Source organism: Plesiocystis pacifica SIR-1, from assembly GCF_000170895.1.
GTDB classification, from domain to species: Bacteria; Myxococcota_A; Polyangia; order Nannocystales; family Nannocystaceae; genus Plesiocystis; species Plesiocystis pacifica.
The window spans coordinates 1-22924 of record NZ_ABCS01000116.1 but is presented as its reverse complement, the minus strand read 5'-3'; the positions used below and the strand labels follow the sequence as shown (position 1 = coordinate 22924).

The following is a 22924-nucleotide window of genomic DNA, read 5'->3' as shown; positions in this document are numbered from 1 at the left end:
CAGTGTGACACGGCGCGGCCTCGGAGCTGACGACTTTGTCACAGCGGGAGCCAGCGCCACATCAAGTTGGCGCCCACGGACACCGCCTCGCGGTCGAGGTTGGAATCGCGGTAGGCCTCGCCGTGTACGCACGCGGGGCCTCGGTCTTCGCAGCCGTCGACCCAGATCGACACCCAGGTCGAGACCAGGATGCGCTGGAAGAAGGTCAGGCCAAAGGAGACCTCCGGGCCGTAGCGCAGCGCTCGGTGGATGGCGCTGGCGTCGTTGGTGAACACGATGCCCTCGCTGACCCCAAAGCCCACGCCGAGCTCGGTCTGGATCACGGCGGCGTGGCTGGGCTGGGCGGTGGCGCCGAAGAAGCCGGGGCCGCTGAGGGTCCAGCGGTGGTAGGCGTCGAAGCTCATGCGCCAGGGCTCGCTGAGCTCGCTGAACTCGCTCGTTGGGGTCTCGCCGGGCGAAAGACCCAGGTCGACGTAGTCGGGGTGGGGGTTGAGCACGGCCCGACGCAGGAGCCGGTGGGCGCGGACGCCAAAGTCGAAGCGCAGCACCGTGGGCCCCAGGCGCAGCAGGTGCGGGGTGACCCCGGCGTGGAGCTCGAGGCCGTTGATGGCCACGCCCAGGCCCACGACCTTGGTGGGGTGGCGGTACTCGACGGCGAGGTTGGCCGCGGCCTTGCCCCCGAGCTCCACGAGCCAGCGCCCGCGCCAGCTCGGCTGGCGATCGGCCAGGCGCACGATCGCCTGCTCGCTGAGGTCGCGGACCAGCTTGCGGGCTCGCTGGGCGTCGAGGTCGATGGTGCTGCGCAGGGCCCAGACGCGCTTGCGGGCCAGGCGCTGCAGATCGATGAAGCGGAACTCGGCGCGCTCGAGCTCGGAGAAGAAGCGGTCGAACTCGGCGGTCGCGTCGTGGGCCGGGGTGCCCAGCCAGTGCATGTAGTCATGGCTGGCGATGAGCAGGGCGACGAAGTTGTGGTTGTCGCCCTGGAGCCGGTCCGGGCCCGCGCTCGCGCGCTCGAGCTCCGGGGAGGGCTGGGCGTAGAGCTCGCGGCAGCTCGCCGGCAGGGCCGGGACCTCCCCGTCGACGACCTCGATGAGCGCCGGCAGGCGCCCGGCGTCGCTGGCCGCCCAGTAGTCGCGCAGGCACTGCACCCGCCCGTCCACGCGCAGGTCCGGGGCGTCCATCGCCGACCAGGTCGGGTGCGCGGCGAGGTGGCGCTCGGCGTCGACGAGGCCGACGATGAAGTCGAACACGCGAAAGTCGATCTCGAAGAAGGCGAGGAAGTGGGCGAGCTGCTCGCCGGAGATGGGCAGGCCGCGGCGGGGGAGCTCGATGGTGTCGCCCGAGCGCCCGGCCTTTTGCACGCGCAGGTAGGGCAGGTCGTCGGCGTCCTCGAGCAAGCTGGCCTCGCGTGAGCTCTCGAGGAAGCCCAGGGCGAACTCGGCGTAGGTGCCCAGCAGGCACTCGCGGTTGCCCCGGCCCCCGCACAGCTCGAGCTTGCTCTCGTGGGGCTCGCCAGCGTCGTAGGCCACCAAGGTGGGTTCGACGAAGAGGTACTCCGTGGGGCTGTCGGGCAGCAGGCTCAAGGCGGGCGAGTCGGCCTCGCAGGCGGCGGCCAGGCCCCCGGGGCTGGCGTAGACTGCCGGCGGCTCGCGGCTCCAGCTGCGCAGGCTCGCGGCGAAGCCGAAGGGATGGTTGTCGAACACGCCGCCGTCGATGAGCTCGACGTCCTCGAGCAGGCGGTAGTCGCCGTCGATGGTCTGCACGCCGTAGTCCATGGACTCGGGGGCGAAGGCGAGGGGGAAGGCGGCGGACGCCCGGGTCAGGGTCAGGACGTCCTCGATGGTCACCGGCGCGTAGGGGTCGCGGCCGGCGAAGGGGTAGAGCTCGCCGCGGAGCTGGGCGAGGGTCCCGGAGCTGAACCCGGCCTCGGCCTGGCTGACCCGCGGGCGCAGGTTGTGGATGTGCAGCGGCCGCTCGGGGTCGCGGCCGCCCCAGGCCTCGAAGGTGAAGCCGAAGCGCTCCTCTTGGAGGGCGGCGCTGAGCTCCGGCGCGGCGCCAGGCCGGGCCGGGTCGCCGGCCTCGTCGGTGCGCGCGGGGCCGGAGGTCGGCCCTTCTCCGGGGCCGGAGCCGCCGCGGGGCGCGAGCGCGGGTCCGAGCTCGAGGGGGGCGTGGGCCTGGCTGGCCGCGTCGACGCCGATCGCCAGGTCCCGCGGGGTCGTGCGCGTGGTCGTCAGGCCGACGACGACCTCGCAGTGGGGCAGGGTCTCGGCCCAGCCCGTGGGCTCGCGCATGATCGCCTCGACCCGGTCCTGGGCCGCGAGCAAGGGCGCCTTCGACAGGGCCGCGCGCGGATCGTCGACGGCGTCGAGCAGGCTGGGCAGGCCCTCGTCGATGTAAAAGCCGACGCCGACCCAGACCTGGAAAAAGGCGCTCGACAAGAAGTCGGGCTCGGGCGCGCGGCACGAGTGGATCGCGGCCATGAGCGCGTTGATGGCCCCGGCGGACGAGCCCGAGACCACGGAGAAGCCCTGCTGCCGACCGCGGTGCTCGGCGCTGTGATGCTTGAGGAACTCGGTGTGATAGTAGAGGTAGCCGGCCTGGTAGGCGCCCATGGACACGCCGCCGCGGACGACCAGGGCGCTGTCGCCCGTGAACGCGGCGTTGGCCCGTTGGAGGCTGCGCAAGGTCGCGCTGGTCGTCGAGCGCACGTTGTCGCCGAGGCTGGCGAGCTCGCGCGCGGGCGCGAGCGCGGCCGCGCCGAGGGCTTCGACGAGGTCGACGTGGTGGACGGCGGCGTCGTCGATCAGCGCCCGGGCCTGGCCCGTGCCGGCGAGCAGCACGGGGGCGTTGGGATCCATGCGCAGGAGCTCGGCGAGGGTCAGGGAGCCCAAGTCTGCCGCGAGGGTGGCCATGCACGCGCGGGTCTCGAGCACGCCGGGGTCGTCCTCGGCGGCGTGCTCGGGGGTGGCGCGGGCGCGGGCGCTGCAGACCTCGATGCGTCCGCGCAGGCTCTGCTCGCAGCGCTCGCCTGCGGTGGCCAGGGCGGACTCGACCGCAGACGGTTCAGCGGGCTCCGGCTCGGTTCGGGTCTCGGCGCTCGGCTCGGCTCGTGGCAGCTCCGCGGGGGCGGAGACCGGCGCGTCGGCTCGGTCGGGGTCGAGCCCTGGCGGAGCCGCGAGCACGGCCAGGGCGAGGGCCAGAGCCACCATGGACGACGACGATCGCAGCTCGGCGTGGCGAGGTCAAAGCGCGCCGGCGGGCAAGCGGCGCAGCTGGGCGGGCCAGCGGTAGAGGGGCTGGCGCAAAGCCAAGAGGGGATCGATGGCGACCCCGTCGACGGACACGGATAGCTCCAGGCCGCGACCGGCCGCGAGCCCCAGCTGTGTGCCGCGGGTCACGGGCAGGTGCGGGTGCACGCCGACCTCCGACAGGGGCCCCAGGCGGCTCTCGATGCCCTGGCCGTGGTCGACGGTCACGAACAGCGGGGCTTCGCCCGGATCTTCGCCCGCGCCCGCCTCGACCGCGATCACCTTGCCGTCGGCGATGGCGAGCACGAAGGCGCCCGCGTCCACGCGCAGGCGCAGGGCCTCGCGGCGCTCGTACTTGCCCGTGGTCGGGCTGATGCGCCAGCCGGCGAACACCTCGGGGTCGACGTACTCGACGGGCCAGGCCGCCCACGGCTCGGGGTGGAGCGCCTCGATGCCGGCGAAGGGATCCGTGCTCCCGCCCTCGCCCGGGGCCGCGTCGCCGAGGTCTGGGGGCTGGGCCTCGTCGGTCGCGTCCGCGCTGGCCTCGTCCCGCGAGCACGCGAGGGCCACGACGACGATCGGGATCGAGAGCGCGAGGCTGGTGAGGACGGAGCGGGGGTGCATGGCGTGGGCCCGGACCATACGCAGGGTTCGGCCCACAGACCTAACACGGACGTCGGCCCAGGCGCAGCGCTGGTCGGGGCCCGGCGGGGCCCGCCTCCACGAGCCCCGCCGAGTCGATTACAGGTACATCCCGCCCGAGACCTCGATCCGTTGACCGGTGATCCAGCGCCCCGCCGGCGAGCACAGCATGGCCACGACGCCGCCGACGTCCTCGGCCACGCCCATGCGACCGAGCGCCGTGACCGAGCCGATGAAGCCGCGCATCTGCGGGTCGTGCTCGAGCGCGGCCGCGTTGAAGTCGGTGTCGAGGGCCCCGGGCGAGACCGCGTTGGCCGTGATCCCCCGCGGCCCGAGCTCGGTCCCGAGGTAGGCCATGTACTGCTCGAGCCCGGCCTTGAGCGAGCCGTAGACGCTCAGCCCGGCCATCGTGAAGCGCCCGAGGCCCGAGCCGATCGCGATCACCCGCCCGCCGTCGTTGAGCGTGGGCAGCAAGGCCTGGGTCAGGAACACGACGCTCTTGAAGTTGGTATTGACGACGCGATCGAACTCGTCTTCGGTGATGCTCCCGAAGGGCTGGTGCGAGCTGACGCCGGCGTTGTTGACCAGGATGTCGAGGCCCTCGGCGCCCCAGCTGGCGAGCTGGGCGACGACGGCCTCGGCGAGGGCGGCGATCTGGCCCGTGCCTTCGAGGTCGGCCTGGACCGCGACGGCGCGGCGGTCGAGCCTGGTGATCGCGTCGACGACCTCGGCGGCCGCCTCGGACTGGCTGCGGTAGGTCGAGATGACGTCGGCGCCGGCCTGGGCCAGGCGCAGGGCGATGTCTTTTCCGAGGCTGCGGCTGCCGCCGGTCACGAGGGCGGTCTTGCCGTGGAGGTCGGTGGTCGGCTGGATGCGGAGGTCTTGGCTGGGCATGCACGGACCCTATTTCTTGCTGTTCCAGCCCGGTAGCCGTCGACTTTTCATCCATTAGGTGTGATTCTCGCAATTAATGTCTCTCGCGCCGCCAGACAGCGACGAGCGCCTGTTTTTGCGCATCGTCGAGGCCGGGAGCCTCAAGGCCGCCGCTGCGCAGCTCGGCAGTGACCCCTCGAGCGTCAGCCGACGGCTCGCAGCGCTCGAGACTCGCCTCGGCCAGCAGCTCGTGCGCCGCTCGACGCGGGGATCCAAGCCGACCGAGGCCGGCGCCCGCTACTACGAGGGACTCGCCCAGCTCGTCGCCCAGCAAGACGCGCTCGAGGCCGCGGTAGCGGGCGGCCGCGACGAGCCCCAGGGGCGGCTCCACGTCACGGCGCCGCCCGAGTTTGGCGTCCGCTTCGTGGTCCCCGTGCTCGAGCAGCTCCAGCGCCGCTACCCCGCGCTGGTCGTCGAGCTCGCGCTCGGGACCGCGTTCACCAACCTCGCCGAGCGGGGCCTCGACGCGGCCGTGCGCATCGGCAAGCTGTCCGACTCTTCGCTGCGCGCCCGCAAGCTCGGCGTGGTCCCCCGGCTGCTCGTCGCCTCGCCCGCCTACCTCGACGCCGCGGGCACGCCCCGAAGCCTCGCCGAGCTGCCCGAGCACCGCGTGATCAGCTACCTGACCCGCAGCGGCGTCAACCGGGTCCGCGCTCGGACTCCGCGCGGGGACCTGCGCGAGGTCGAGGTCCGCCCGGTGTTCACCGTCAACAGCATCTCGACCCTCGTCCGCATGGTCGAGGGCGGCGCCGGCATCAACCTCGCGCCGCGCTGGGCCTTCGCCGACGCCCTCGCGGCCGGACGCGTGGTCGCGCTCTTCGAGGACCACCGCTTCGAGGCCTACCCCGTCCAGATCGTCTATCCGAGCCGCCGCTACCTCCCGGCCAAGACGCGGGCGTTCATCGAGTCGATGGCCGACTCCCTCGGGCGTCAGCCGAGCCTTCGCCAGGTCAGGCCCGGCGCTCGCCGAATCGGGGAGTGAAGCTGGGACTCATCGTGGGAGCGCCAGGGCGCTCAGCGGGCAAACTCGACGCTAGCGAACCACGCCTCGATTGCGTCGGCGTGCTGCTCCCACAGCTCGGGGCGGCCCTCGGCCGAGATCGCCAGCACCCGGTCCCCGGTGATCGCCAGGCGCTCGCGCTTGCGGATCGCCCCCAGGCGCGGGTGCTCGGCGTCGAGCTCGGCCTCCCACGCCCGCGCCCCCGCGAGGGTCGTGGGCCCGTCGCGCAGGTACTCGACCCGGCTGAAGAAGGCCTCGTTGTCGGCGCGGTAGAGCGACATCAGCAAGGTCTCGGCGTCGGTGCGCTGGGGCCGGGGCTGGCGGTGGGTCTTGGCCGAGAAGAACAGGAACTCGCGGGGGTCCGTGCGTCGGCAGCGGATCGCCACGGCCCGCGCCGAGCCCTCGCCGTGGGAGTCTTCGAGGCACTCCCACGCCGACTCCGATCCTGGAGCTGACCCTGGCTCTGACTCCGACCCTGGCTCCCCATCCACGGCGGACACGGGCACGGGCACGCGGATGCGCCCGTCCTCGGCGAGGAAGCGCCCGGGCTCGGGGCCGAGGGGCTCGAAGCTGTCGACCGGGGCGGCGCTCGGGCTCGCCCCGGCCTGCTCGTCGCCGGACTGCGCGGGGCAGGCCAGGCACGAGGCGAGCGCGGCCAGGGGCAGCGCGCGGCTCAGGGGTGCAGCTTGACGGCCCAATAGTCCATGTCCTCGCCCATCCGCGGAATCGTCGCGTAGATGTAGCCGAAGCGGTCGACGTCGAGGTCGCCGGCCAGGGGGATGATGCTCGGGCCGGCGAAGTCGTTGGTCGCGTAGGCCTGCTCCCAGATCAGATCGCCGCCGGGGGTGTACTTGCGGACGTAGGCGCTGCAGTTGCCCAGGCTGAAGAAGCCGGTGACGCACTCTTCGAGCATCAGCGCGACGTAGTTGCCGAAGGGGTCGATGGCCGTACCGACGACGGCGCCGATGCCCTCGTGGCCGCCCTGCTTGGTCCACAGCGGCTGGCCGTTGGCGCCGTAGCGGGCGAGGTAGGACTCGTTCACGTCGGTGGTGAAGCGCATCCCGCCCATCAGCACCTGGCCGCCGGGGTCGGCCGAGCCGGCCCACGCGAAGCCCTCGTCGCCGTCGACCACGACCTCGCTCTGGAAGTTGCCGTCGGTGTCGAAGCGCGCGAACCACATCTGGTTGATGACGTCGTCCATCACCGGGGTGCGGGCCTGGCCGGTGAGCAGCAGGTCCTCGCCGCGCACGTCGATGTTGACGCCGTAGACGGGCTGGCCGATGGCGTCGCTCAGGTCGCTGTGGAACTGCCACAGCAGATCGCCCGCGGCGTTGAACTTGAACATGTAGGAGGTGTCGGGCTGGCTGCCCCCGTCGCCCGTGAACACGCCGGCGATGTAGAGGTTGCCGTCGGCGTCGGTGATCAGGTCCAGGGGCGCCTCGAAGTTGGCCGGGGGCGTGCCCGGGGAGGTCCAGTCGCCCTGGGTCAGGTTCAGCTGCGCGCCGGCGCTGTCGTACTCGATCAGCACGGACTCTTCGCCGTCGGGGGCGCTCCAGCCCGAGACCATCACGCGCGCGTCGTCGAGGATCGCCAGGCCGGCGGCCATCTGGACCACGGCCACCTGATCGGTCGCCCAGGGCTCGCCCTGGACCCGCTCGATGCGGCCGTAGAACTCGCTCATGACCGACTCGTAGCCGCTGACGAGCACCTGGGTCCCGTCGGGGTCCACGGCGACGCGGTAGGAGAATTCGTTCGCGCCCCAGTCGTTGTCCCAGGCTTCGATCTCGCCGCCGAGGGGCACGTCGACGCTGGCGGTCAGCGGCCCGGCGTAGGCATCGAGCCCGCCGTCGTCGACGGCGACGGCGTCGAACACGTAGTTGCCGTCGAAGGCCTCGCCGCCCACGACGAACTCGGCCGTGAACGGGCCGGGGCCCGGGATGACCGCGAACTCTTCGCCGTCGCGGAGGATCTGGACCTCGGCGATCTCGCCGTCGCTGTCGCTGGCCTCGACGGCGATCTGGACCGCCCCGGCGGCGGTGATCAGGATGTCGCCGGCCTCCCCGTTGAGGGTGAAGCTGTCGATGGTCGGCGCCTCGTTGGGCGTGCCCTCGGTCGTGGTCGTGTCGTCGTCGGTGGTGGTGTCGTCGCTCGTGTCGCCCGTGGTGTCGTCGGTCGACGCGTCGGCGGTCTCGTCCGTGCCCTCGCCGACCTCGTCGTCGCCGGGCTCGTCGGGTTGAAAACAACCGGAGGCCGCCAGCGCCAGGCTGGATGAGACCAGCAGCGCGGCGGCGTGGGGGTTCGTCAGGGTAAGGCGGGCCATACCCGAGTCTATTTTTCCGTGGCAGCCCTGGCTAGGCGCGAACTCGTGTGTCTAGCCGCGGGCTAGGTCCAGGATCGCGCGCCGAGCAGCAACATCAGCAAGGCCTTTTGCGCGTGCAGGCGGTTCTCGGCTTGGTCGAACACGACCGACTGCGGACCATCCATGACCGAGTCGGTCACCTCCTCGTTGCGGTGCGCGGGCAGGCAGTGCATGAAGCGCGCTTGCTCGCCGGCCGCAGCCATGAGCGCGTCGTTGACCTGGTAGGGCGCGAGCAGCTGGAGCAAGCGCTTGGCCTCTTCCTCTTCGCCCATGCTGACCCAGGTGTCGGCGTAGATCACGTTCGCGCCCGCGACCGCGGCGACGGGGTCGGAGCTCAGCTCGATCGTGGTTCCGGCCGCGGCGGCGTCGCGCCTGGCTCGCTCGACCACGAAGGCGTTGGGCGGGAGCGACTCGGGCACGCAACAAACGACGTCCATCCCCGCCCGCGGGCCAGCGAGCAGGAGGGTGTGGGCGACGTTGTTGCCGGCCCCGACCCAGACCAGCTTCTTGCCCTTGGTGCCGCCGCAGTGCTCGTGGATGGTCAGCAGGTCGGCGAGGCCCTGGCAGGGGTGGTAGAGGTCGGTCAGCGCGTTGATGACCGGCACGCTGCCGTGCTCGGCCAACCCGTCGACCTGGGCCTGGCCGTAGGTGCGGATGACGATGGCGTCGATGTAGCGCGAGAGCACCTTCGCGGTGTCGTGGATCGACTCGCCGCGGCCCATCTGCATGCCGGTCCCGCCCCCGGAGCTCAGGGCGAGCGCCTGCGCGCCGAGCTGGTGGATGCCGACCTCGAAGGAGATGCGCGTGCGCGTCGACTGCTTGGCGAAGATCATCGCGATCGACTTGCCCGCGAGGGACCCCGCGGCGAGGCTGGGGTCGGCCTTGATCTGTGCCGCGAGTTCGACGACGCGCATGGTTTCGGCGGGGCTCAGATCCAGGAGGCTACGCAGATGACGGGCGTTCGACATGGCGCCAGACAGTAGCAATTCTGGCCTCGGAATTGTCTCGGAATTTGTGCCCGAATGGCTCCGACGCTGCTAGCCTTTTTCGGTGAGCTCCCCAAAGTTGACCCAACCCGCCACGACGGCCGTCGTCGCCATGGGCGGACACGCCTTCATGCAACCGGGACAGCAGGGGACCCACGCCGAACAGACCGAGAACGTCCGCCGCATCGCCCTCGAGCTGATGAAGCTGGTCGAGCGCGGCTACAACCTGGTGTTGACCCACGGCAACGGGCCGCAGGTCGGGCGGCTGCTCGAGAAGGTCGAGCTGACCCGGGACTCGATCCCGCCCCAGCCCCTCGACGCCCTCGTCGCCCAGACCGAGGGCAGCCTCGGCTACCTGCTCCAGCGGGCGCTGCTCAACGAGCTGCGCGCCCGGCAGATCCGCCGCTACGTCGTCACCGTGGTGTCGCAGGTGTTGGTCGACCGCGACGATCCTGCCTTTGGCGATCCGACCAAGCCGGTCGGGCCGAGCATGGACGAGGCCGTGGCCAGGCGGCGCGAGGCCGAGTGGGGCTGGACCATCAAGGACACGGGCAAGCGAGGGTGGCGACGGGTCGTGCCTTCGCCGCGGCCCATCAAGGTCATCCAGCGTCACATGATCCGCGAGACCGCTCACGCCGGGCACATCGTGATCGCGGGCGGCGGGGGCGGGATCCCGATGACCAAGGAGCCGGCGTCCAACGACTACGTCGGTGTCGAGGCGGTCATCGACAAGGACCTGACCTCGAGCGTGCTCGCGACCGACGTCAACGCCGAGCTGTTGATCATCCTGACCGCGGTCGACGGCGTCTACCTGCACTGGGGGGAGCCGCACCAGATGCGCCTGGGCGCGGTGACCATGGCCGAGTGTCGGCGCTACATCGAGGCCGGCCACTTCCCCAAGGGCTCCATGGGTCCAAAGGTGGAGGCGATCTACGGCTTCTTGCAGCGCGGCGGCCGACGCGGATTGATCACCGACGCCGAGAGCCTCGTCGACGCCCTCGAAGGCCGGACGGGGACGCACTTCGTCGGCAAAATTTGAGCGACCCGGTCTGCTGTTGGGTTGCGACCCAATCCAAGCGGAACATTGCTGCGTCGTCCTTGCGCTCGCGCCCTGGACTTGCGATCAAGTCGGGGATGAATCTGCGTCGTGTCCTCGTCCTTGGGTCCGTGGTAGCGCTGTGCGCGTGCAACCCCCGGCCCAAGGGTGACGGCGCCGTCGCCTGCGGCGAGCTCGAGCCGCGCAACGACGACGAGGTCGCGCTGTGCAACGAGCTCGACCAGGCCGTGATCGCGCGGGTGGCCGTGCCCGAGGGCGAGCCGCCCGCGAGCGGCTGGCCCACGGTGGTCATGCTGCACGGCTCCGGCGGCCTGTTCCGCTACGGCGATCCGAGCTGCCTCGAGGACGTGCACGACCAGTTCCGGATCTGGCCCGAGCTGCTGACCTCGCGCGGCATCGCGGTGGTGCTCCCGGCGAGCTTTTACTCCCGGGGCATCTGCGACTGGTTCGACGAGCGCGTCATCCCCCGGGAGCTGACCGACAACGAGCGCCTGGTGGTCCGCACCTTCGACGCCCGGGCGGCGGCCGAGTTCGCCTGCGACGACCCGCGCATGGACTGCTCGCGCATGGCCGTGGTCGGCTTCTCCAACGGCGCCTCGACGGCGATGATGGCCATGCACGAGGACCTGGGCGTGGCCAAGGACTCGCGCCTGGCGAGCGTGGGCACGGAGGCCTACTTCGTGGGCGGGGTCGCCTACTACCCCGGCTGCGGGCTCCAGGGGCAGCTCGCCGGTGACCTCGACAGCGAGGACGCCGAGCGCTTCTTCTACCCCTACGCGCCCATGTGGGTGCCCCACGCCGAGAACGACAGCCTGCTCGGCAAGTGCGAGGAGATCCGCGATCCGCAGGTCGACAGCGTCGCCGATGCCCGCGGGGTCAGCGAGGACCGCTTCGAGCTCCGGGTCTACGCCGGGGCCGATCACGGCTTCGACGTGTGGTTCACGGGCGATCCGCAGGCCGACCTCGACGCCCGCGAGGCCGCGCAGGCCGAGACCCTCGACCTGCTCGACCAGTGGTTGCAGTAGGCGCTGCGGTCGGGGTCCAGCTCAGGGCTTCGCCGGCGGCGGGCCCTTGCCGGCGAGCTCCTCGTCGATGACCGTGGCGAAGCTGGCCTCGGGCTGGGCGCCCGAGAGCAGCCTGCCGTTGATGAAGAAGGTCGGCGTCCCCGACACGCCGAGGCCGGAGCAGGTCTTGATGTCCGCGTCGATGCGCGCGTCCGTGTCGGGGTCGGCCATGTCCTTGCGAAAGCGCTTCATGTCGAGCTGGAGCTGCTTGGCCATGGCCTCGAGCTCGGCCTGGCTGCGCTGTTTGGGCTCGGCGTAGAGCAGCTCGAACATCGCCCAGAGCTGGCCCTGGTTGTCGGCCGCGATGGCGGCGCGGTGGGCCGGGCGCGCGTCCTTGTGCATGGGCAGGGGGAAGTGGCGGAAGAACACGGCCAGGTCGCTGCCGTAGCGCGCCTCGAGGGCGGTCAAGGTCGCGGTCGAGCGCTTGCAAAAGGGGCAGTCGAAGTCGCCGCACATCACGAGCTCGACCTTGGCCGGGTCCTTGGCGCGCTGGCCCTTCTTGGCCGCGCCGCGGCGGGGGGTGAGCTTGGCGGTAGCGACGACCTGGCGGGTGTCGGGTCCAGGCTTGGGCGGGTTCGAGCGCGCGCGGGCCTGGGACCACGCCTCGTCCTTGGCCGCGGCCATGAAGGTCACCCACAGCCACTCGGGCGGGACGCCGCTGCCGAGCAGCTGCTCGGCGCGGCGCAGCTCTTCGAGGACCAGCTCCTCGGCGGCGTCGATGGGCTGGGCGCCGCTGAGCGGGCGGCCGTTGATGAAGCTCATGGGCGTGCCCCGGGCCCCGCGGCTCTGGCCAAAGGCCATGTCGGCCTGGACCCGATCGGCGAGCCAGGGAGCGTCGAGGTCGGCCTGGAAGCGCTGGACGTCGAGGCCCAGATCGGCGGCATGGCGCTCGAGATCGGCCCGAGTGAGCTGGCGCTGGTTGTCGAACAGGCGGGCGTGCATGTCGGGGAAGCGGCCCTGGGCGTGGGCCGCCAGCGCGGCACGGGCCGCGGGCTCGGCCTGCTTGTGAAAGGCGAGGGGGAACTGGCGGTAGACCACGCGCAGGCGGTCCGGGTAGCGGGTCAGCAGCTCGCGCACGGTCTGCTCCCAGCGAGAGCAGTAGGGGCACTGGTAGTCGGTGAACACGACGATCGTGACCTGGGGGAGGGCGGCGCCGAGCCAGGGGTGCTCGCGGTCGTAGTCCACGCGGTAGCGGGGCTCGCCGTCGTCGAGGGACTCGAGCGTGCGGACGTGGTCGAGGTCGGCGGCGTCCCACTCGAGCAGGGGCCCCTGCGCGCGGATCTGGGCGTCGGTCGGGGGCTCGGCGATGACCGGGGCCTGTTGACCACGGAGCACGGGCTCGGCCTCCGCGTCGGCCTTCGTCGCCGCGTCGAGGTCGGCGCTGGGTTGGGGGCGGCAGGCAACGCTGGCGCCGAGGAGGGTCAGCAGCGCGAGCAGGCCGAGCGCCGCCGCGAGCCGAGTCGCCAGGGAAGTGGCCAGAGGAGTCGCCGTGGGTCGGTCGGGTCCCATGCCTCAGTGTCGCACGCCGATCAAAGATCCACTGGCGTCGAGCGAGATCGAGATTAGACTCGGCGCCATGGAAGACCTGCTCGTGACTGCGGCGGTGGTGATCCCCGCCCGCGAGCTGTCCTGGACCGCCGTCGCCAGCGGGGGTCCCGGTGGCCAGCACGTCAACAAGGTTGCGACCAAGGTCCAGCTGCGTTGGACGCTGGCGAACAGCGAGAGCCTGCCCGAGTGGGCGCGCGCTCGCCTGGTCGCAGCCGCGGGTCGCTTCATCGACCGTGACGGCAACCTGCTCATCAGCTGCGCGAGCACGCGCAGCCAGGACCGCAACCGCGAGCTCGCCCGCGAGCGCCTCGCGGACATGGTCCGCGCGGCCCTCGACCGGCCCAAGCGTCGCCGGCCGACCAAGCCGAGCCGGGCCGCGAAGCGGCGGCGCCTCGACGACAAGCGGCGCCAGAGTCAAAAGAAGCAGGGGCGGCGCACCGGCTTCGACTGACCACCAGCTTCAACCTCGGGTCTGACCCGAGACCATCAGGGCGATCTCCGCCCGGGCCGTAGGAGGGACCGGGCGGAGATTTTTTCGTGGTTGACATTCGCGCGCCGAGCTCCCGGCGCAGCCCAGGCTCGGAGGCGTCGAGCCGCGCCTGCTCCCAGGCGAGGCGGGAGATCGCCTCGAGCGCCGAGCGCCCGAGCCTCGAGCGCTACGCCGGCCACAGCCACGCCATGGTCGCCGCGAGCTTGCCCGCGCGCAGCATCGTCGATGACCGCCTGGCCGAGCAGGGCCTGCGCCGGCGGGTCGCTCTGCGCCTGCCCCAAGTCATCGCCTGTGCCCGGGCGGTCGCAACCACCGACCGGATCACGGCGACCTCCGAGCGCCTCTACGCCGCCCTCGAGGTCGCCCGCGGCTGAGACGCGCGGCCATCCTTTTGGGAGGGGCGGAGCCATCCATGGGAATGGTCATAGTATTGGGGGAGGCAATTGTGGCATTGAGCGGAGCGCCTCGTGCTCTTTCCGCAGTCCATTTGGCCGGCTATCACCGGGGACGGGGCGGACAGCGCTCGATTAAATGAGTATATGAAAGGCTCCGACTGGATATGCCTCTCACGATTTCCCATCGCCGCCCGGGGGAGCTCACGCCCGCCGAGGTGGCCTACATGCGCCAGCTCTACGAGGCCGAGTATGTCGACGACGCCGAGCCCTTCGCGTCCCGCTTTGCGAGCTTCGAGCGGATCGCCCTGTTCCATGACCGCGGCTGGATGGGGCACGAGCCTCGAATCGTGGGCTTCGCGCTGCCCAAGTTCGCCCAGCTGCGCGCGCCCTCGGGGCCGTTCACGGCGATCGGCCTGGGGCTGACCATCGTCGAGGCGCCCTACCGCAACCGCGGGCTGATCCAGCGCCTCATCTGCGCGCTGATGGCCGAGGCCAGGCTGCGCGCCCCCCTCGACCCCATCTACGTGTGGGCCCTGGCTGCGACCTTTCGTCCTTATCTGATCTTCGCGCGCAACCTTCGCGACTACCACCCGCGGCCCGAGCGCGAGCTCGACCCCGATCGCGCGGCGATCATGACCGCGATCGGCCGCCATCACTTTGGCGAGGACTTCGACCCCGAGCTGGGCTGCGTCCGAGACCGGGCCTGGGTGCTGCGGGAGCCCGCGCACCGGGTCGAGGGCGCGCACCCGGACATCGCCTTTTACGACCAGCGCCGCTGGCTGGCCCCGGACATCACGGGCGTGGTCGTGCTGGCGCCCGGCAACCTCGACAACCTCGGCCACTGGCTGGGCCGAGCCCTCACCCGGCTGTGGTCGCGCGGTCGGGCCCGAGGCTCCGCCGCTGCGTCGAACACCCCCTCTGGTCGAGGACGTGGGGCAGGGAGGGCGTGGCGTCGTCCACGACGAGAACAAGGAATTTAGAAATGTCGCTCACCATCGATGACATGATGCACGGCGTCCAGCCCCTGGCCGAGTTCTGCGCGGGCCTGGACCTGAGCCCGGCCAAGCGGGCCAAGATCGCGACCTTGATGGGTCTGGCCGGCCTGCAGCGCCGAGCGCTGCGCGAGCTCCCGCCCTTCCCAAAGCGCCGGCGCCGACGGACCCGGGAGCTCGAGGCGCTGCGCGGGCTGCAGCTGCGCAGCCGAAGGCCGCGAGGGGCCGCCCCGGTCGGCCCCCACGCCCTGAGCCCGGAGGCCATCGCCGACTTCGAGCGCACGGGCATCAGCGAGCCCTTCCGCCTGCTGTCTGCGCGGGAGGCCGAGCAGCTCGCCGCCCAGTCCGAGCGCTGGGAGCAGACGGACTTTCAGACCCACACCGCCTTGAGCCAGGCCTGCGAAGACTCCCTGCGCGGCGCGGGGACCTGGACCATCAACTACAGCGGCCTCTACCAGGCGCTGCGCAAGCGCCCGCTGTGGGAGGTCTTGACCATGCCCGAGCTCAGCGACCGGGTGGCCTCGCTGCTCGGCGAGGACCTGCTGTGTTGGCGCTCGCAGTTCTTCGAGAAGCGGCCCGGGGCGGCGGGGACCTTCTGGCATCAAAACAGCGCCTTTCGGGAGACGGCGCGGGGCAACAAGCTGGCCCCGCCCGCAGGCGTCGCCGTCGATCCGGGGATGCTCAGCCTCAACGTGTGGATCGCCCTGCGCGACGCGACCGTGGCCAACGGCGCCCTGCGGATCATGCCGGGGAGCTTCGAGGACGGGCGCTTCGAGTACATGTACGGCTTCGCCATGGACCACATGCTGGAGTTCCTCGGCGAGCTGCCCCCGGAGGCCCTGCGCCCGGTGCTCGCCGCGGGGCTGTTCTCGTCGGGCTCTTTTCAGCGGGTCCAGGCCGTGTTCGAGGGCAGCCGGGCGCTCTTGGGCATCGACTTCGCGGGCCGGGAGGTCCGCGACCTGACCCTGCGCGCGGGCGAGGCGGTGATCTTCACCTCGCTCAACATGCACGCGTCCTACCCCAACGTGACGAGCGGGGACACGCGGCTGGCCCTGGTGGGCCGCTACACGGCGGCGGACGTGTCGGTCTATCCGGGCCTCGACACCAACCACTTTCCCTGCCCCGACGGGCCCATCGCCTACTCCCTCGCCAAGCTGCCGCCCTTCCTCGTGCGCGGGCAGGTCGACCGGAGCGTCAACCCCCGGGCCCGCGTCGAGCCCTACCCGGAGTCGGTGCGGCTGCGCGGAGAGCCCTGAGCCGAACCTGGAGCGGCGTCAGTCGTCGATGGGCGTCGACCAGATGGCCTCGGCCCGCCCGCGGACCAGCGCGCGCAAGCCCTCGAAGGTCAGGCGCTTGCGCAGGGGCTCGAGCAAGGGGCAGTAGTCGAGCCAGTCGAGGTCGATGAGCACGGTCTCGGCCGCGCGCTGCAGGCACTCGAAGGCCAGGCCCTCGTGGCCGTGGTGCTGGGCCGCCTCGGCGGCGAGCTGGCAGACCATGGACACGAAGCGGGGGTTGCGGGCCCAGGTCAGGATGCGGTCGAGGGTCTCGCGCAGGTCCTCCTCGGCGAGCTCGTCGTGGACGAGCATGCGCGCGAAGGCGGTGTGGATGTAGCGCTCCGAGGCGCTCTCGGACAGCAGCAGGTGGGCCTGGAGGATGCGCTGGCGGTCGCGGTACCACGAGCCCACGCGCAGCTCGAGCACGGCCGAGGCCACGTCGACGTCGCGCCCGGTGGACTGGTGGAAGCGGCGCATCTCCTCCTCGAAGCCGTCGAGGTCGCCGTGCAGGGCCCGGTAGCGGGCGACCTCGACCAGAGACCAGATGTTGCGCGGCTCGAGCTCGATGGCCAGCTCGATGTGGGCGATGCCCTGGCGCGCGCGCCCGGCCTCGAGCTGCAGCCGGCCGAGGTAGGCGTGGGCGTCGGCGTAGGTCGGGGCGATGCGCAGGGAGGTCGCCAGGCTGTTGGCGGCTTGCTTGTACTCGCCGCACTGGACGCCGTGGATGGCCGCGGCGAGGTGGGTCTCGGCGAGCTCGGGGGCGCCCTCGAGGGCCTCGGCGACGACCTCGGCGGCGAGCTTCTCCCAGTCGGGCTCGTCGGCGTCCCAGCTGGGCAGGAACCACGCGCGCAGGTAGGCGATGGCCCGGCCGGCGAGGGCGGGCTTGAACTCGGGGGCGAGCTCGATGCAGCGATCGTAGAGGGCCACGGCGCCCTCGGGCCCCTTCCAGTCCCAGGTCCGCGCGAGCCGGCGGGCGCGGAGGTAGGCCTCGATGGCCTCGGCCGGCGCCCCGCCGCGGTGGGCGATGTCCTCGAGCTCGAGGCGCAGGGCCTCGGCGATGCGCTTGCCCATGGTGTCCTGGAGCGCGAACACGTCCTCGAGGGTGCCGTCGTAGCGCTCGCTCCACAGCTGAAAGCCGCTGCTCACGTCGAGCAGGCGCGCCGAGATGCGCACGCGGGAGCCCGACAGCTGCATGGTCCCGTCGACGAGCACGTCGACGCCGAGCTCCGTGCCGACGCTCCGGGGGTCGCGGTCGTTGCCCTCGCCGAAGCGGGCCGTGGCGCCGCTGCCCGAGACCCTCAGCCCGCGCATGGTCGAGAGCACGTCGATGAGCTCGTCGCCGAGGCCCTCGGCGATGTAGGCCTGATCGCTGGGCCCCCGGAAGCGGAAGGGCAGGACCGCGAGGGCCCGGCCGCGGGGCACGGTGGGCGTCGCCGGGGTCGTCCACGCGAGGCTGTGTTGGCTGTGCTGGGTCGCGGCCGTGGTCAGGGCGCCGCGCAGCGGCGAGGGCTGCTCGGTGGTCGGGTGGCCGTCGGTCTGGGCCAGCTCGAGCAAGCCCGCGACCGTGTCGGCGACCTCCCGGGCCGTGCCCGGGCGGTCGCTCGGTTGGCGCGCCAGGCAGCGGGTCAGCAAGGGCGCCGCGATCTTGGGCAGCAGGGGCTCGGCCGCGAGATCGGGGAGCTCGCGGTGCAGCCGGGCGAGGGCCGTGGCCATGGGCGTGCTCGAGGCGAAGGGCAGGGTGCCCGAGAGCATCTCGTAGAAGATCAGCGCGAGGGAGTAGATGTCCGTGCGCGCGTCGATCCGCTCGCCGGCGATCTGCTCCGGAGACATGTAGGCCGGCGTGCCCAGCAGGCCGCCGGTCTGGATGCTCGTGTCGACGTCCTGGAAGGCGCGGGCGATGCCGAAGTCGGTGATCACCACGCGCCCGCCCGACTCGATCAGCACGTTCGCGGGCTTGAGGTCGCGGTGCACCACCCCAGCCGCGTGGGCGGCCGCGAGCCCCTCGGCGAGCTGGCGGGTGATGTCCAGGGCTCGGCGCAGGCTCGGCCGGCTGTGCCCGAGGTAGGTGTGCAAGCTCTCGCCCTCGACGTACTCCATCGTCAAGAAGCGCCAGCCCTCGTGCTCGCCGAGGTCGTAGGTGCGCGCGGCGTTGCGATGGGTGACGCGCCTCGCCAGTCGGACCTCACGGCGGAAGCGCTCGACGGTCTCGGGCGTGGCACTGAGCGCATCGAGGAGCTTGAGCGCGACGATCTCTCCGACCTCGTGATCGCGGACGCGATAGACCGAGCCCATCCCGCCGCGGCCGAGGAGCTCTTCGACGGCGTAGCGCTCGGCGAACACGCTGCCGGTGGCGACCGCTTGTCGGGCACCGCTTCGGCCGTCGGCCTCGTCGACCTCCGTGTCCGCCATCGCTCGACGTTAGCAGAGTTCGCCGCCGACCTGCCGCGAGAGTGCGCGCGTCGGCGCGTCTTGGCGCGGACTCACTCGCGGCGGCGCGCCCCCGCTCCGCGGGCTGATCCTGAGACCAGTGGAGCGCCGGAGCCGAGCGCATGCGCGCGCCCTCGTGACCCCCGATGCGTGCTCTCGCGCTCTCGCGGGCCCAGCCCCGTCCCAGCCCCGTCCTGGGGGCCATCGGCCCCCGTGGCCCCATCCCGACGTCGGGTGCCTGTAGCATGGGCGCACCTTGGCTCTGTCTCGCCTCGTCTCGATCTTTGGCTGCGCCGTCATGTTCGCCGTGGCCTTTGCGCTATCCACGAACCGCAAGCGGGTCGACAAGAAGGTGCTCGTGTGGGGCGTGCTCTCCCAGTGGGGCGTCGGCGCGCTCTTGCTGTGGGTGCCCGCGGGCAAGTTCGTGCTCGAGAAGGTCGCCAACTTCGTGACCGCGATCCTCAGCCACTCCTACGTCGGCTCGCAGTTCCTGTTCGGCGCCCTCGGCATGCAGGGCGGGGGCGAGTCCGGGCTCGGTGTGATCTTCGCGTTCCAGATTCTCCCGACGATCGTGTTCGTCGCGGCGCTGTTCTCGATCCTCTACCACCTCGGGGTCATGCAGCTGATCGTCGGCGTGCTCGCCAAGGTCATGGTCAAGACCATGGGCACGAGCGGGGCCGAGTCGCTGAGCGTGGGCGCGGCGGTGTTCATGGGCCAGACCGAGGCGCCGCTGACCATCCGTCCTTTCCTCGAGAGGCTCACGCGCAGCGAGCTCTTCCTGGTCATGGTCAGCGGGATGGCGACGGTGTCCGGGGCGATCCTGAGCGCCTACGTGGCGATCGGTCAGGTCGAGAAGAAGTTCCTGCTCGCGGCCGTGGCGATGACCGCCCCGGCCTGCGTGGTCACGGCCAAGCTGATGATGCCCGAGGAGGAGGAGCCCGAGACCTCGGGCCAGAGCGAGATCGAGCTGCCCAAGTCCGAGGACTCGAGCTTGCTGCTCGCCGCGGCCCAGGGCACGACCGACGGGCTCAAGCTGGCGGTCAACGTCGGCGCCATGTTGATCGCCTTCATCGCCCTGGTGTCGTTGATCAACGGCGGCCTGGGGGCGATCCCCTTCGAGCCCGGCGGCGAGCCCCTGAGCCTGCAGCGGCTGCTGGGCTGGCTGCTCGCGCCGGTCGCCTGGCTCATGGGTGTGCCCTGGGCGGACTGCCAGGCCGTGGGCGCGGTCCTCGGCACGCGCACGATCCTCAACGAGTTGATCGCCTTCGGTGACCTGCGCAACGTCCTCGATCAGATCAGCCCGCGCTCGGCCGCGATCGCAACCTTCGCGGTCTGCGGCTTCGCCAACGTGTCGAGCATCGGCATCCAGATCGGCGGACTGGGGGCCCTCGCGCCCGGGCGCAAGAAGGACATCGCGGAGATGGGCGTGCGGGCACTGGTCGCGGCGACGCTGGCCAACTTCTCGACGGCCTGTGTCGCGGGCGCGCTCATGGCAGCCTGAGCGCGCGGAGCCCACGGTTGGCAGCGCGAGTGCGAGGGGCTTCCCAAGCGTCCTCGAAAGCGCGACACTGCCCGCCGGAGCGTTCCGTTGATCAAGCGCCTCGAGATCGAGAACTACGGCTGCATCCGCCACGCGGAGCTCAAGCCCACGCCCATGCACGCCTTCGTCGGACCCAGCGACGTGGGCAAGTCGACGGTGCTCAAGGCCATCGACGCCCTGTCCCGCTTCATCAACGCCGACGCGCAGCGCGAGCGCGACGCTCGGGCGCCGATGATCCCCCGCAAGGCCCGGGACACGCTCACGCTGACCGTCGAGTTCGCCGGCAGCCTCGGCTTCAACGTCGGCTTCGCCCCGCGCTCGCAGACCCTCGAGAGCTACGTGCGCGAGTCGATGCAGGGCGAGTGGCTGGGCTACCGTCACATCACGCCAGACTTCAGCTGGGCCTCGGAGGAGCCGGCGGCGATCGGCCACTTCGTCACCGAGATTCGCCAGCGCCTGCACGTCGGCTTCGTGGCCCTCGAGCGCGCCGGGCTCATCGCCGACAGCCCGGTGCGTCGCGCCGGCGCGCCCGTGATGTTCGGGGCCGACGGCCGGGGCCTGGCCTGGGTCTACGAGCAGCTGCTGCACCGAGAGGGCGACGCCTTCGACCAGATCACCCAGCGCATGCGCAAGCGCTTCCCGTGGATGGGCGGCGTGGAGGTCTCCTCGGTGTCGAGCTCGGCCAAGACCCTGGTCATGCGCACCCTCGACGGCCAGCGCATCCCCGCCGAGCACGTCGGCGAGGGCTTCCTGCGCATGCTCGCCTGGGAGGCGCTGCGCTACGCCGATCGCCCCCGAGTGCTGCTCGTCGAGTCCCCGGAGGCCGGCCTGAGCCCGGGCCTGGTGGTCGAGGCGATGGCCATCCTGCGCGAGCTCACCGTCGACAAAGAGCGGCCCACTCAGGTGCTGATCGCCACCCGCAGCCCCCTCGTGCTCGCCGAGCTCGGGGCTCCGGAAGTGACACTGGTGACCCGCGACCCGAGCGAGGGGACGCGCGTTGCCGCCCTGGCGGAGCACCCCGACTACGCCCTGCGCATGCAGTCGCTGCCCCGGGGCTCGCGGGGCCTCGATCTGTGCGACGGGGTCATGGCCGCGGCGACCGGCAACACCGTGCGCACCCGGGTCTGAGCCCCTGAGCCGGGCCTTCGAGCCCGTCGCTTGTCCGCCCCACGGCGCCGCCGCCGTGGTAGGCTGCGCCCATGCCTGCGTCCCTACCTCGCGCGGATCGCCTGCGTCTGATGAAGTTCGTGTGCTCCTTCGCCTGGGCCGATCTGGAGATCCAGGATGAAGAGCGGACCTTCGTGTCCCAGATGATCGAGCGCTTGGGTCTGGAGGAAGACCGCGCGCAGATCGAGGGGTGGCTCAAGCACCCGCCGCGCCCCGAGGAGGTCGACCCGACGGAGGTCCCCGCCGAGCACCGCAAGCTCTTCCTCGACGCCGTGCGCGACCTGGTCAACGCCGACGAGCGCGTCGACCCCCAAGAGGCCGAGAGCCTCGAGTTGTTCGAGCAGCTGCTGTCCTTCTGAGCGCGTCGCGTTCAGGTCGGTCGGCGATCACATTCGGATCAGGGCCCAGGACAGCGAGTCCTCGCCCTGGGGAGTGTCGCAGCTCCAGGTGTGCGAGGCCTTGGTGACCTCGAAGCGCCACGAGAGGTCCCCGCCGGGGCTCGGCAGCTCGAGGATGTGGGCTCCAGGCTCGTAGGTGTCGCCCGCGAAGGCGGTCATCCGAGCTTCGGGCTCGCCCCCGAAGTCGAAGCAGCACTCGGCCTCTCCAGGGTAGTCGCTCCAGTAGCCCGCGCAGTCGCAGGCGGCGACGGGCTCGTCGTCGAGGGAGGGCGGCTCGACCAGGGTGTCGCTGAGGAAGGTCTGGGCCTCCGCGGGGAGGGGGATGGCGTCGCGGCGGCCCAGAAACACGGGGCCGTCGAAGAGCTCGGCCATGAACATCGCGTCGTAGTGGCAGACCTCGTTTTGTTCGTCGACCCAGCTCGGGGCCGGGACGTAGACCGTGAGGCAGCGCGTCTCGCCGAAGTTCGCCTCTTGCTCGGCCAGGGTCTCGACGAGGGCCGAGAGGTAGGGCGCGCCGACGTGGATGGGCTGGTCGGGGTAGCAGGTGGCGCAGCCGATGGTGCACTCGGCGACGGTGACCAGGCCGTCCGCGGGGGTGTTGTAGTCCCCGGGGGAGTCGATCTCGATGCCGAAGGTGTGGAGCTCCTCGAGGCAGGGGTAGCCCGAGACCTCGAAGTCGATGGCGTACATGTACGGGAAGTTCGGGTCGCAGTAGCCCTCGTCGGTGTCGGACTCGTCGGCGGGCATGTCTTCGCCGTCGGCGGACGCCTCTTCCTCCTCGAGCTCCTCGCCGTCGTCCTCGCTGCCGCCTTCCGCCACGCTGCGCTGGAAGTTGGGGTTGGCCATGGTGCAGGCGGAGCTGGCGGTGGCCACGAAGAGGACGAGCGGTGCGCCAGCGAGGGCGCGCGCACGATCGAGCAAAGCCATGGCTTCGGCGTAGCACAGGGCCGCGGCAAAGGGGAGGGCGGCTCGTTCGCGCCCGTCGTGGCTCCATCAACAGCCGTTGCAGCTCGATCCGTTGCAGCCAGATCCGCAGTTGTTGCAACCGGATCCGCACTCGTTGCATCCGGAGCCACACTCGTTGCAACCCGATCCACAGCCCTCGCAGGCGCCGCCGCAGTCCCCACAGGCGCTCCCGCAGTCCCCACAAGCGCTGCCGCACCCGCCACACTCCCCGCAGGCGTCTCCGCACACGTCGCCGCAGCCCGAGCACCCGCCGCAGATGTCGCTGCAGGCGTTGCACGAGCCCTCGCAGCACCCGTTCGTGCAGTTGTCGAGGGCGTCGCCGCAGCCTTCGGAGCAGGCGCCACACAGGTTGCACTCCTTGGCGAGGCCGCCGCACAGCTCGGAGAAGAAGTCGGCGAAGCAGTCGTCGCAGGGGCTCCCGCCCGAGCCGCCACCGCC

Annotated in this window: 19 protein-coding genes and 1 pseudogene; 10 read left to right on the top strand and 10 right to left on the bottom strand. The window is 71.5% G+C overall.

Annotation, left to right across the window (positions count from 1 at the left end; all coding sequences use genetic code 11):
- Nucleotides 1-38: 38 nt before the first annotated feature.
- The 3 genes from PPSIR1_RS35455 to PPSIR1_RS35445 all read right to left on the bottom strand — a co-directional run bounded on the left by PPSIR1_RS35455 (nt 39) and on the right by PPSIR1_RS35445 (nt 4784).
- Nucleotides 39-3209 (bottom strand): patatin-like phospholipase family protein, encoded by a 3171-nt coding sequence (locus tag PPSIR1_RS35455; RefSeq protein WP_006976085.1) that lies wholly within the window; start codon nt 3207-3209, stop codon nt 39-41.
- A 33-nt stretch (nt 3210-3242) separates the two neighbouring features.
- Entirely contained in the window at nt 3243-3872 is a 630-nt protein-coding gene (locus PPSIR1_RS35450; protein ID WP_157596319.1) for a M23 family metallopeptidase, read from the bottom strand.
- 117 nt (nt 3873-3989) lie between these two features.
- Nucleotides 3990-4784: an SDR family NAD(P)-dependent oxidoreductase gene (locus PPSIR1_RS35445; protein ID WP_006976083.1), complete on the bottom strand. Its 795-nt coding sequence runs from the start codon at nt 4782-4784 to the stop codon at nt 3990-3992.
- A 76-nt stretch (nt 4785-4860) separates the two neighbouring features.
- On the opposite strand from PPSIR1_RS35445, the gene PPSIR1_RS35440 reads away from it, so the two are divergent.
- Nucleotides 4861-5805, top strand: coding sequence for a LysR family transcriptional regulator (locus tag PPSIR1_RS35440; protein ID WP_006976082.1), 945 nt, complete (start codon nt 4861-4863; stop codon nt 5803-5805).
- Between the two features lie 32 nt (nt 5806-5837).
- On the opposite strand, the gene PPSIR1_RS35435 is transcribed toward PPSIR1_RS35440, so the two are convergent.
- From PPSIR1_RS35435 to argF, 3 genes are all read right to left on the bottom strand, one after another.
- Nucleotides 5838-6521: a hypothetical protein gene (locus PPSIR1_RS35435; protein ID WP_006976081.1), complete on the bottom strand. Its 684-nt coding sequence runs from the start codon at nt 6519-6521 to the stop codon at nt 5838-5840.
- Nucleotides 6497-8143 (bottom strand): hypothetical protein, encoded by a 1647-nt coding sequence (locus tag PPSIR1_RS35430; protein ID WP_006976080.1) that lies wholly within the window; start codon nt 8141-8143, stop codon nt 6497-6499. The genes PPSIR1_RS35435 and PPSIR1_RS35430 overlap by 25 nt, the downstream gene beginning before the upstream one ends.
- A gap of 62 nt (nt 8144-8205) precedes the next feature.
- On the bottom strand, nt 8206-9150 hold the full coding sequence (argF, locus tag PPSIR1_RS35425; RefSeq protein ID WP_045117398.1) for an ornithine carbamoyltransferase: 945 nt from the start codon (nt 9148-9150) through the stop codon (nt 8206-8208).
- A gap of 82 nt (nt 9151-9232) precedes the next feature.
- On the opposite strand from argF, the gene PPSIR1_RS35420 reads away from it, so the two are divergent.
- Nucleotides 9233-10207 carry a carbamate kinase gene (locus tag PPSIR1_RS35420; RefSeq protein ID WP_198154688.1) on the top strand — a complete coding sequence of 325 codons (975 nt, stop codon included), beginning with the start codon at nt 9233-9235 and terminating at the stop codon, nt 10205-10207.
- Nucleotides 10208-10302: 95 nt separating this feature from the next.
- The gene (locus tag PPSIR1_RS35415) at nt 10303-11250 is read left to right on the top strand and encodes a dienelactone hydrolase family protein (protein ID WP_157596318.1); all 948 of its coding nucleotides are present in this window, start codon (nt 10303-10305) and stop codon (nt 11248-11250) included.
- A 21-nt stretch (nt 11251-11271) separates the two neighbouring features.
- Here the strand turns inward: PPSIR1_RS35415 and PPSIR1_RS35410 are convergent, their stop codons facing one another.
- On the bottom strand, nt 11272-12798 hold the full coding sequence (locus PPSIR1_RS35410) for a DsbA family protein (protein ID WP_006976076.1): 1527 nt from the start codon (nt 12796-12798) through the stop codon (nt 11272-11274).
- Nucleotides 12799-12865: 67 nt separating this feature from the next.
- On the opposite strand from PPSIR1_RS35410, the gene arfB reads away from it, so the two are divergent.
- The 4 genes from arfB (at nt 12866) to PPSIR1_RS35390 (ending at nt 15970) form a co-directional block, all read left to right on the top strand.
- Complete coding sequence (gene arfB / locus PPSIR1_RS35405) at nt 12866-13288, top strand: alternative ribosome rescue aminoacyl-tRNA hydrolase ArfB (protein WP_006976075.1); 423 nt, start codon at nt 12866-12868, stop codon at nt 13286-13288.
- A gap of 86 nt (nt 13289-13374) precedes the next feature.
- Nucleotides 13375-13701, top strand: coding sequence for a type 2 periplasmic-binding domain-containing protein (locus PPSIR1_RS35400; protein WP_006976074.1), 327 nt, complete (start codon nt 13375-13377; stop codon nt 13699-13701).
- A gap of 185 nt (nt 13702-13886) precedes the next feature.
- A complete protein-coding gene (locus tag PPSIR1_RS35395) occupies nt 13887-14702 on the top strand; it encodes a hypothetical protein (RefSeq protein ID WP_006976073.1) in 816 nt (271 codons plus the stop codon).
- Nucleotides 14703-14704: 2 nt separating this feature from the next.
- On the top strand, nt 14705-15970 hold the full coding sequence (locus PPSIR1_RS35390; protein WP_006976072.1) for a phytanoyl-CoA dioxygenase family protein: 1266 nt from the start codon (nt 14705-14707) through the stop codon (nt 15968-15970).
- 18 nt (nt 15971-15988) lie between these two features.
- Here the strand turns inward: PPSIR1_RS35390 and PPSIR1_RS35385 are convergent, their stop codons facing one another.
- The gene (locus PPSIR1_RS35385; RefSeq protein ID WP_006976071.1) at nt 15989-18397 is read right to left on the bottom strand and encodes a serine/threonine-protein kinase; all 2409 of its coding nucleotides are present in this window, start codon (nt 18395-18397) and stop codon (nt 15989-15991) included.
- Nucleotides 18398-18671: 274 nt separating this feature from the next.
- On the opposite strand from PPSIR1_RS35385, the gene PPSIR1_RS35380 reads away from it, so the two are divergent.
- The 3 genes from PPSIR1_RS35380 to PPSIR1_RS35370 all read left to right on the top strand — a co-directional run bounded on the left by PPSIR1_RS35380 (nt 18672) and on the right by PPSIR1_RS35370 (nt 21481).
- Entirely contained in the window at nt 18672-19916 is a 1245-nt protein-coding gene (locus tag PPSIR1_RS35380) for a NupC/NupG family nucleoside CNT transporter (protein ID WP_198154687.1), read from the top strand.
- An 87-nt stretch (nt 19917-20003) separates the two neighbouring features.
- Nucleotides 20004-21083, top strand: a complete 1080-nt coding sequence (locus PPSIR1_RS35375; protein ID WP_006976069.1) for an AAA family ATPase — start codon at nt 20004-20006, stop codon at nt 21081-21083.
- A 71-nt stretch (nt 21084-21154) separates the two neighbouring features.
- The gene (locus PPSIR1_RS35370) at nt 21155-21481 is read left to right on the top strand and encodes a TerB family tellurite resistance protein (protein ID WP_045117397.1); all 327 of its coding nucleotides are present in this window, start codon (nt 21155-21157) and stop codon (nt 21479-21481) included.
- Nucleotides 21482-21508: 27 nt separating this feature from the next.
- On the opposite strand, the gene PPSIR1_RS35365 is transcribed toward PPSIR1_RS35370, so the two are convergent.
- Entirely contained in the window at nt 21509-22393 is an 885-nt protein-coding gene (locus PPSIR1_RS35365) for a hypothetical protein (RefSeq protein ID WP_157596317.1), read from the bottom strand.
- A gap of 120 nt (nt 22394-22513) precedes the next feature.
- Nucleotides 22514-22924, bottom strand: a pseudogene (locus tag PPSIR1_RS35360) (hypothetical protein); the annotation flags it as partial.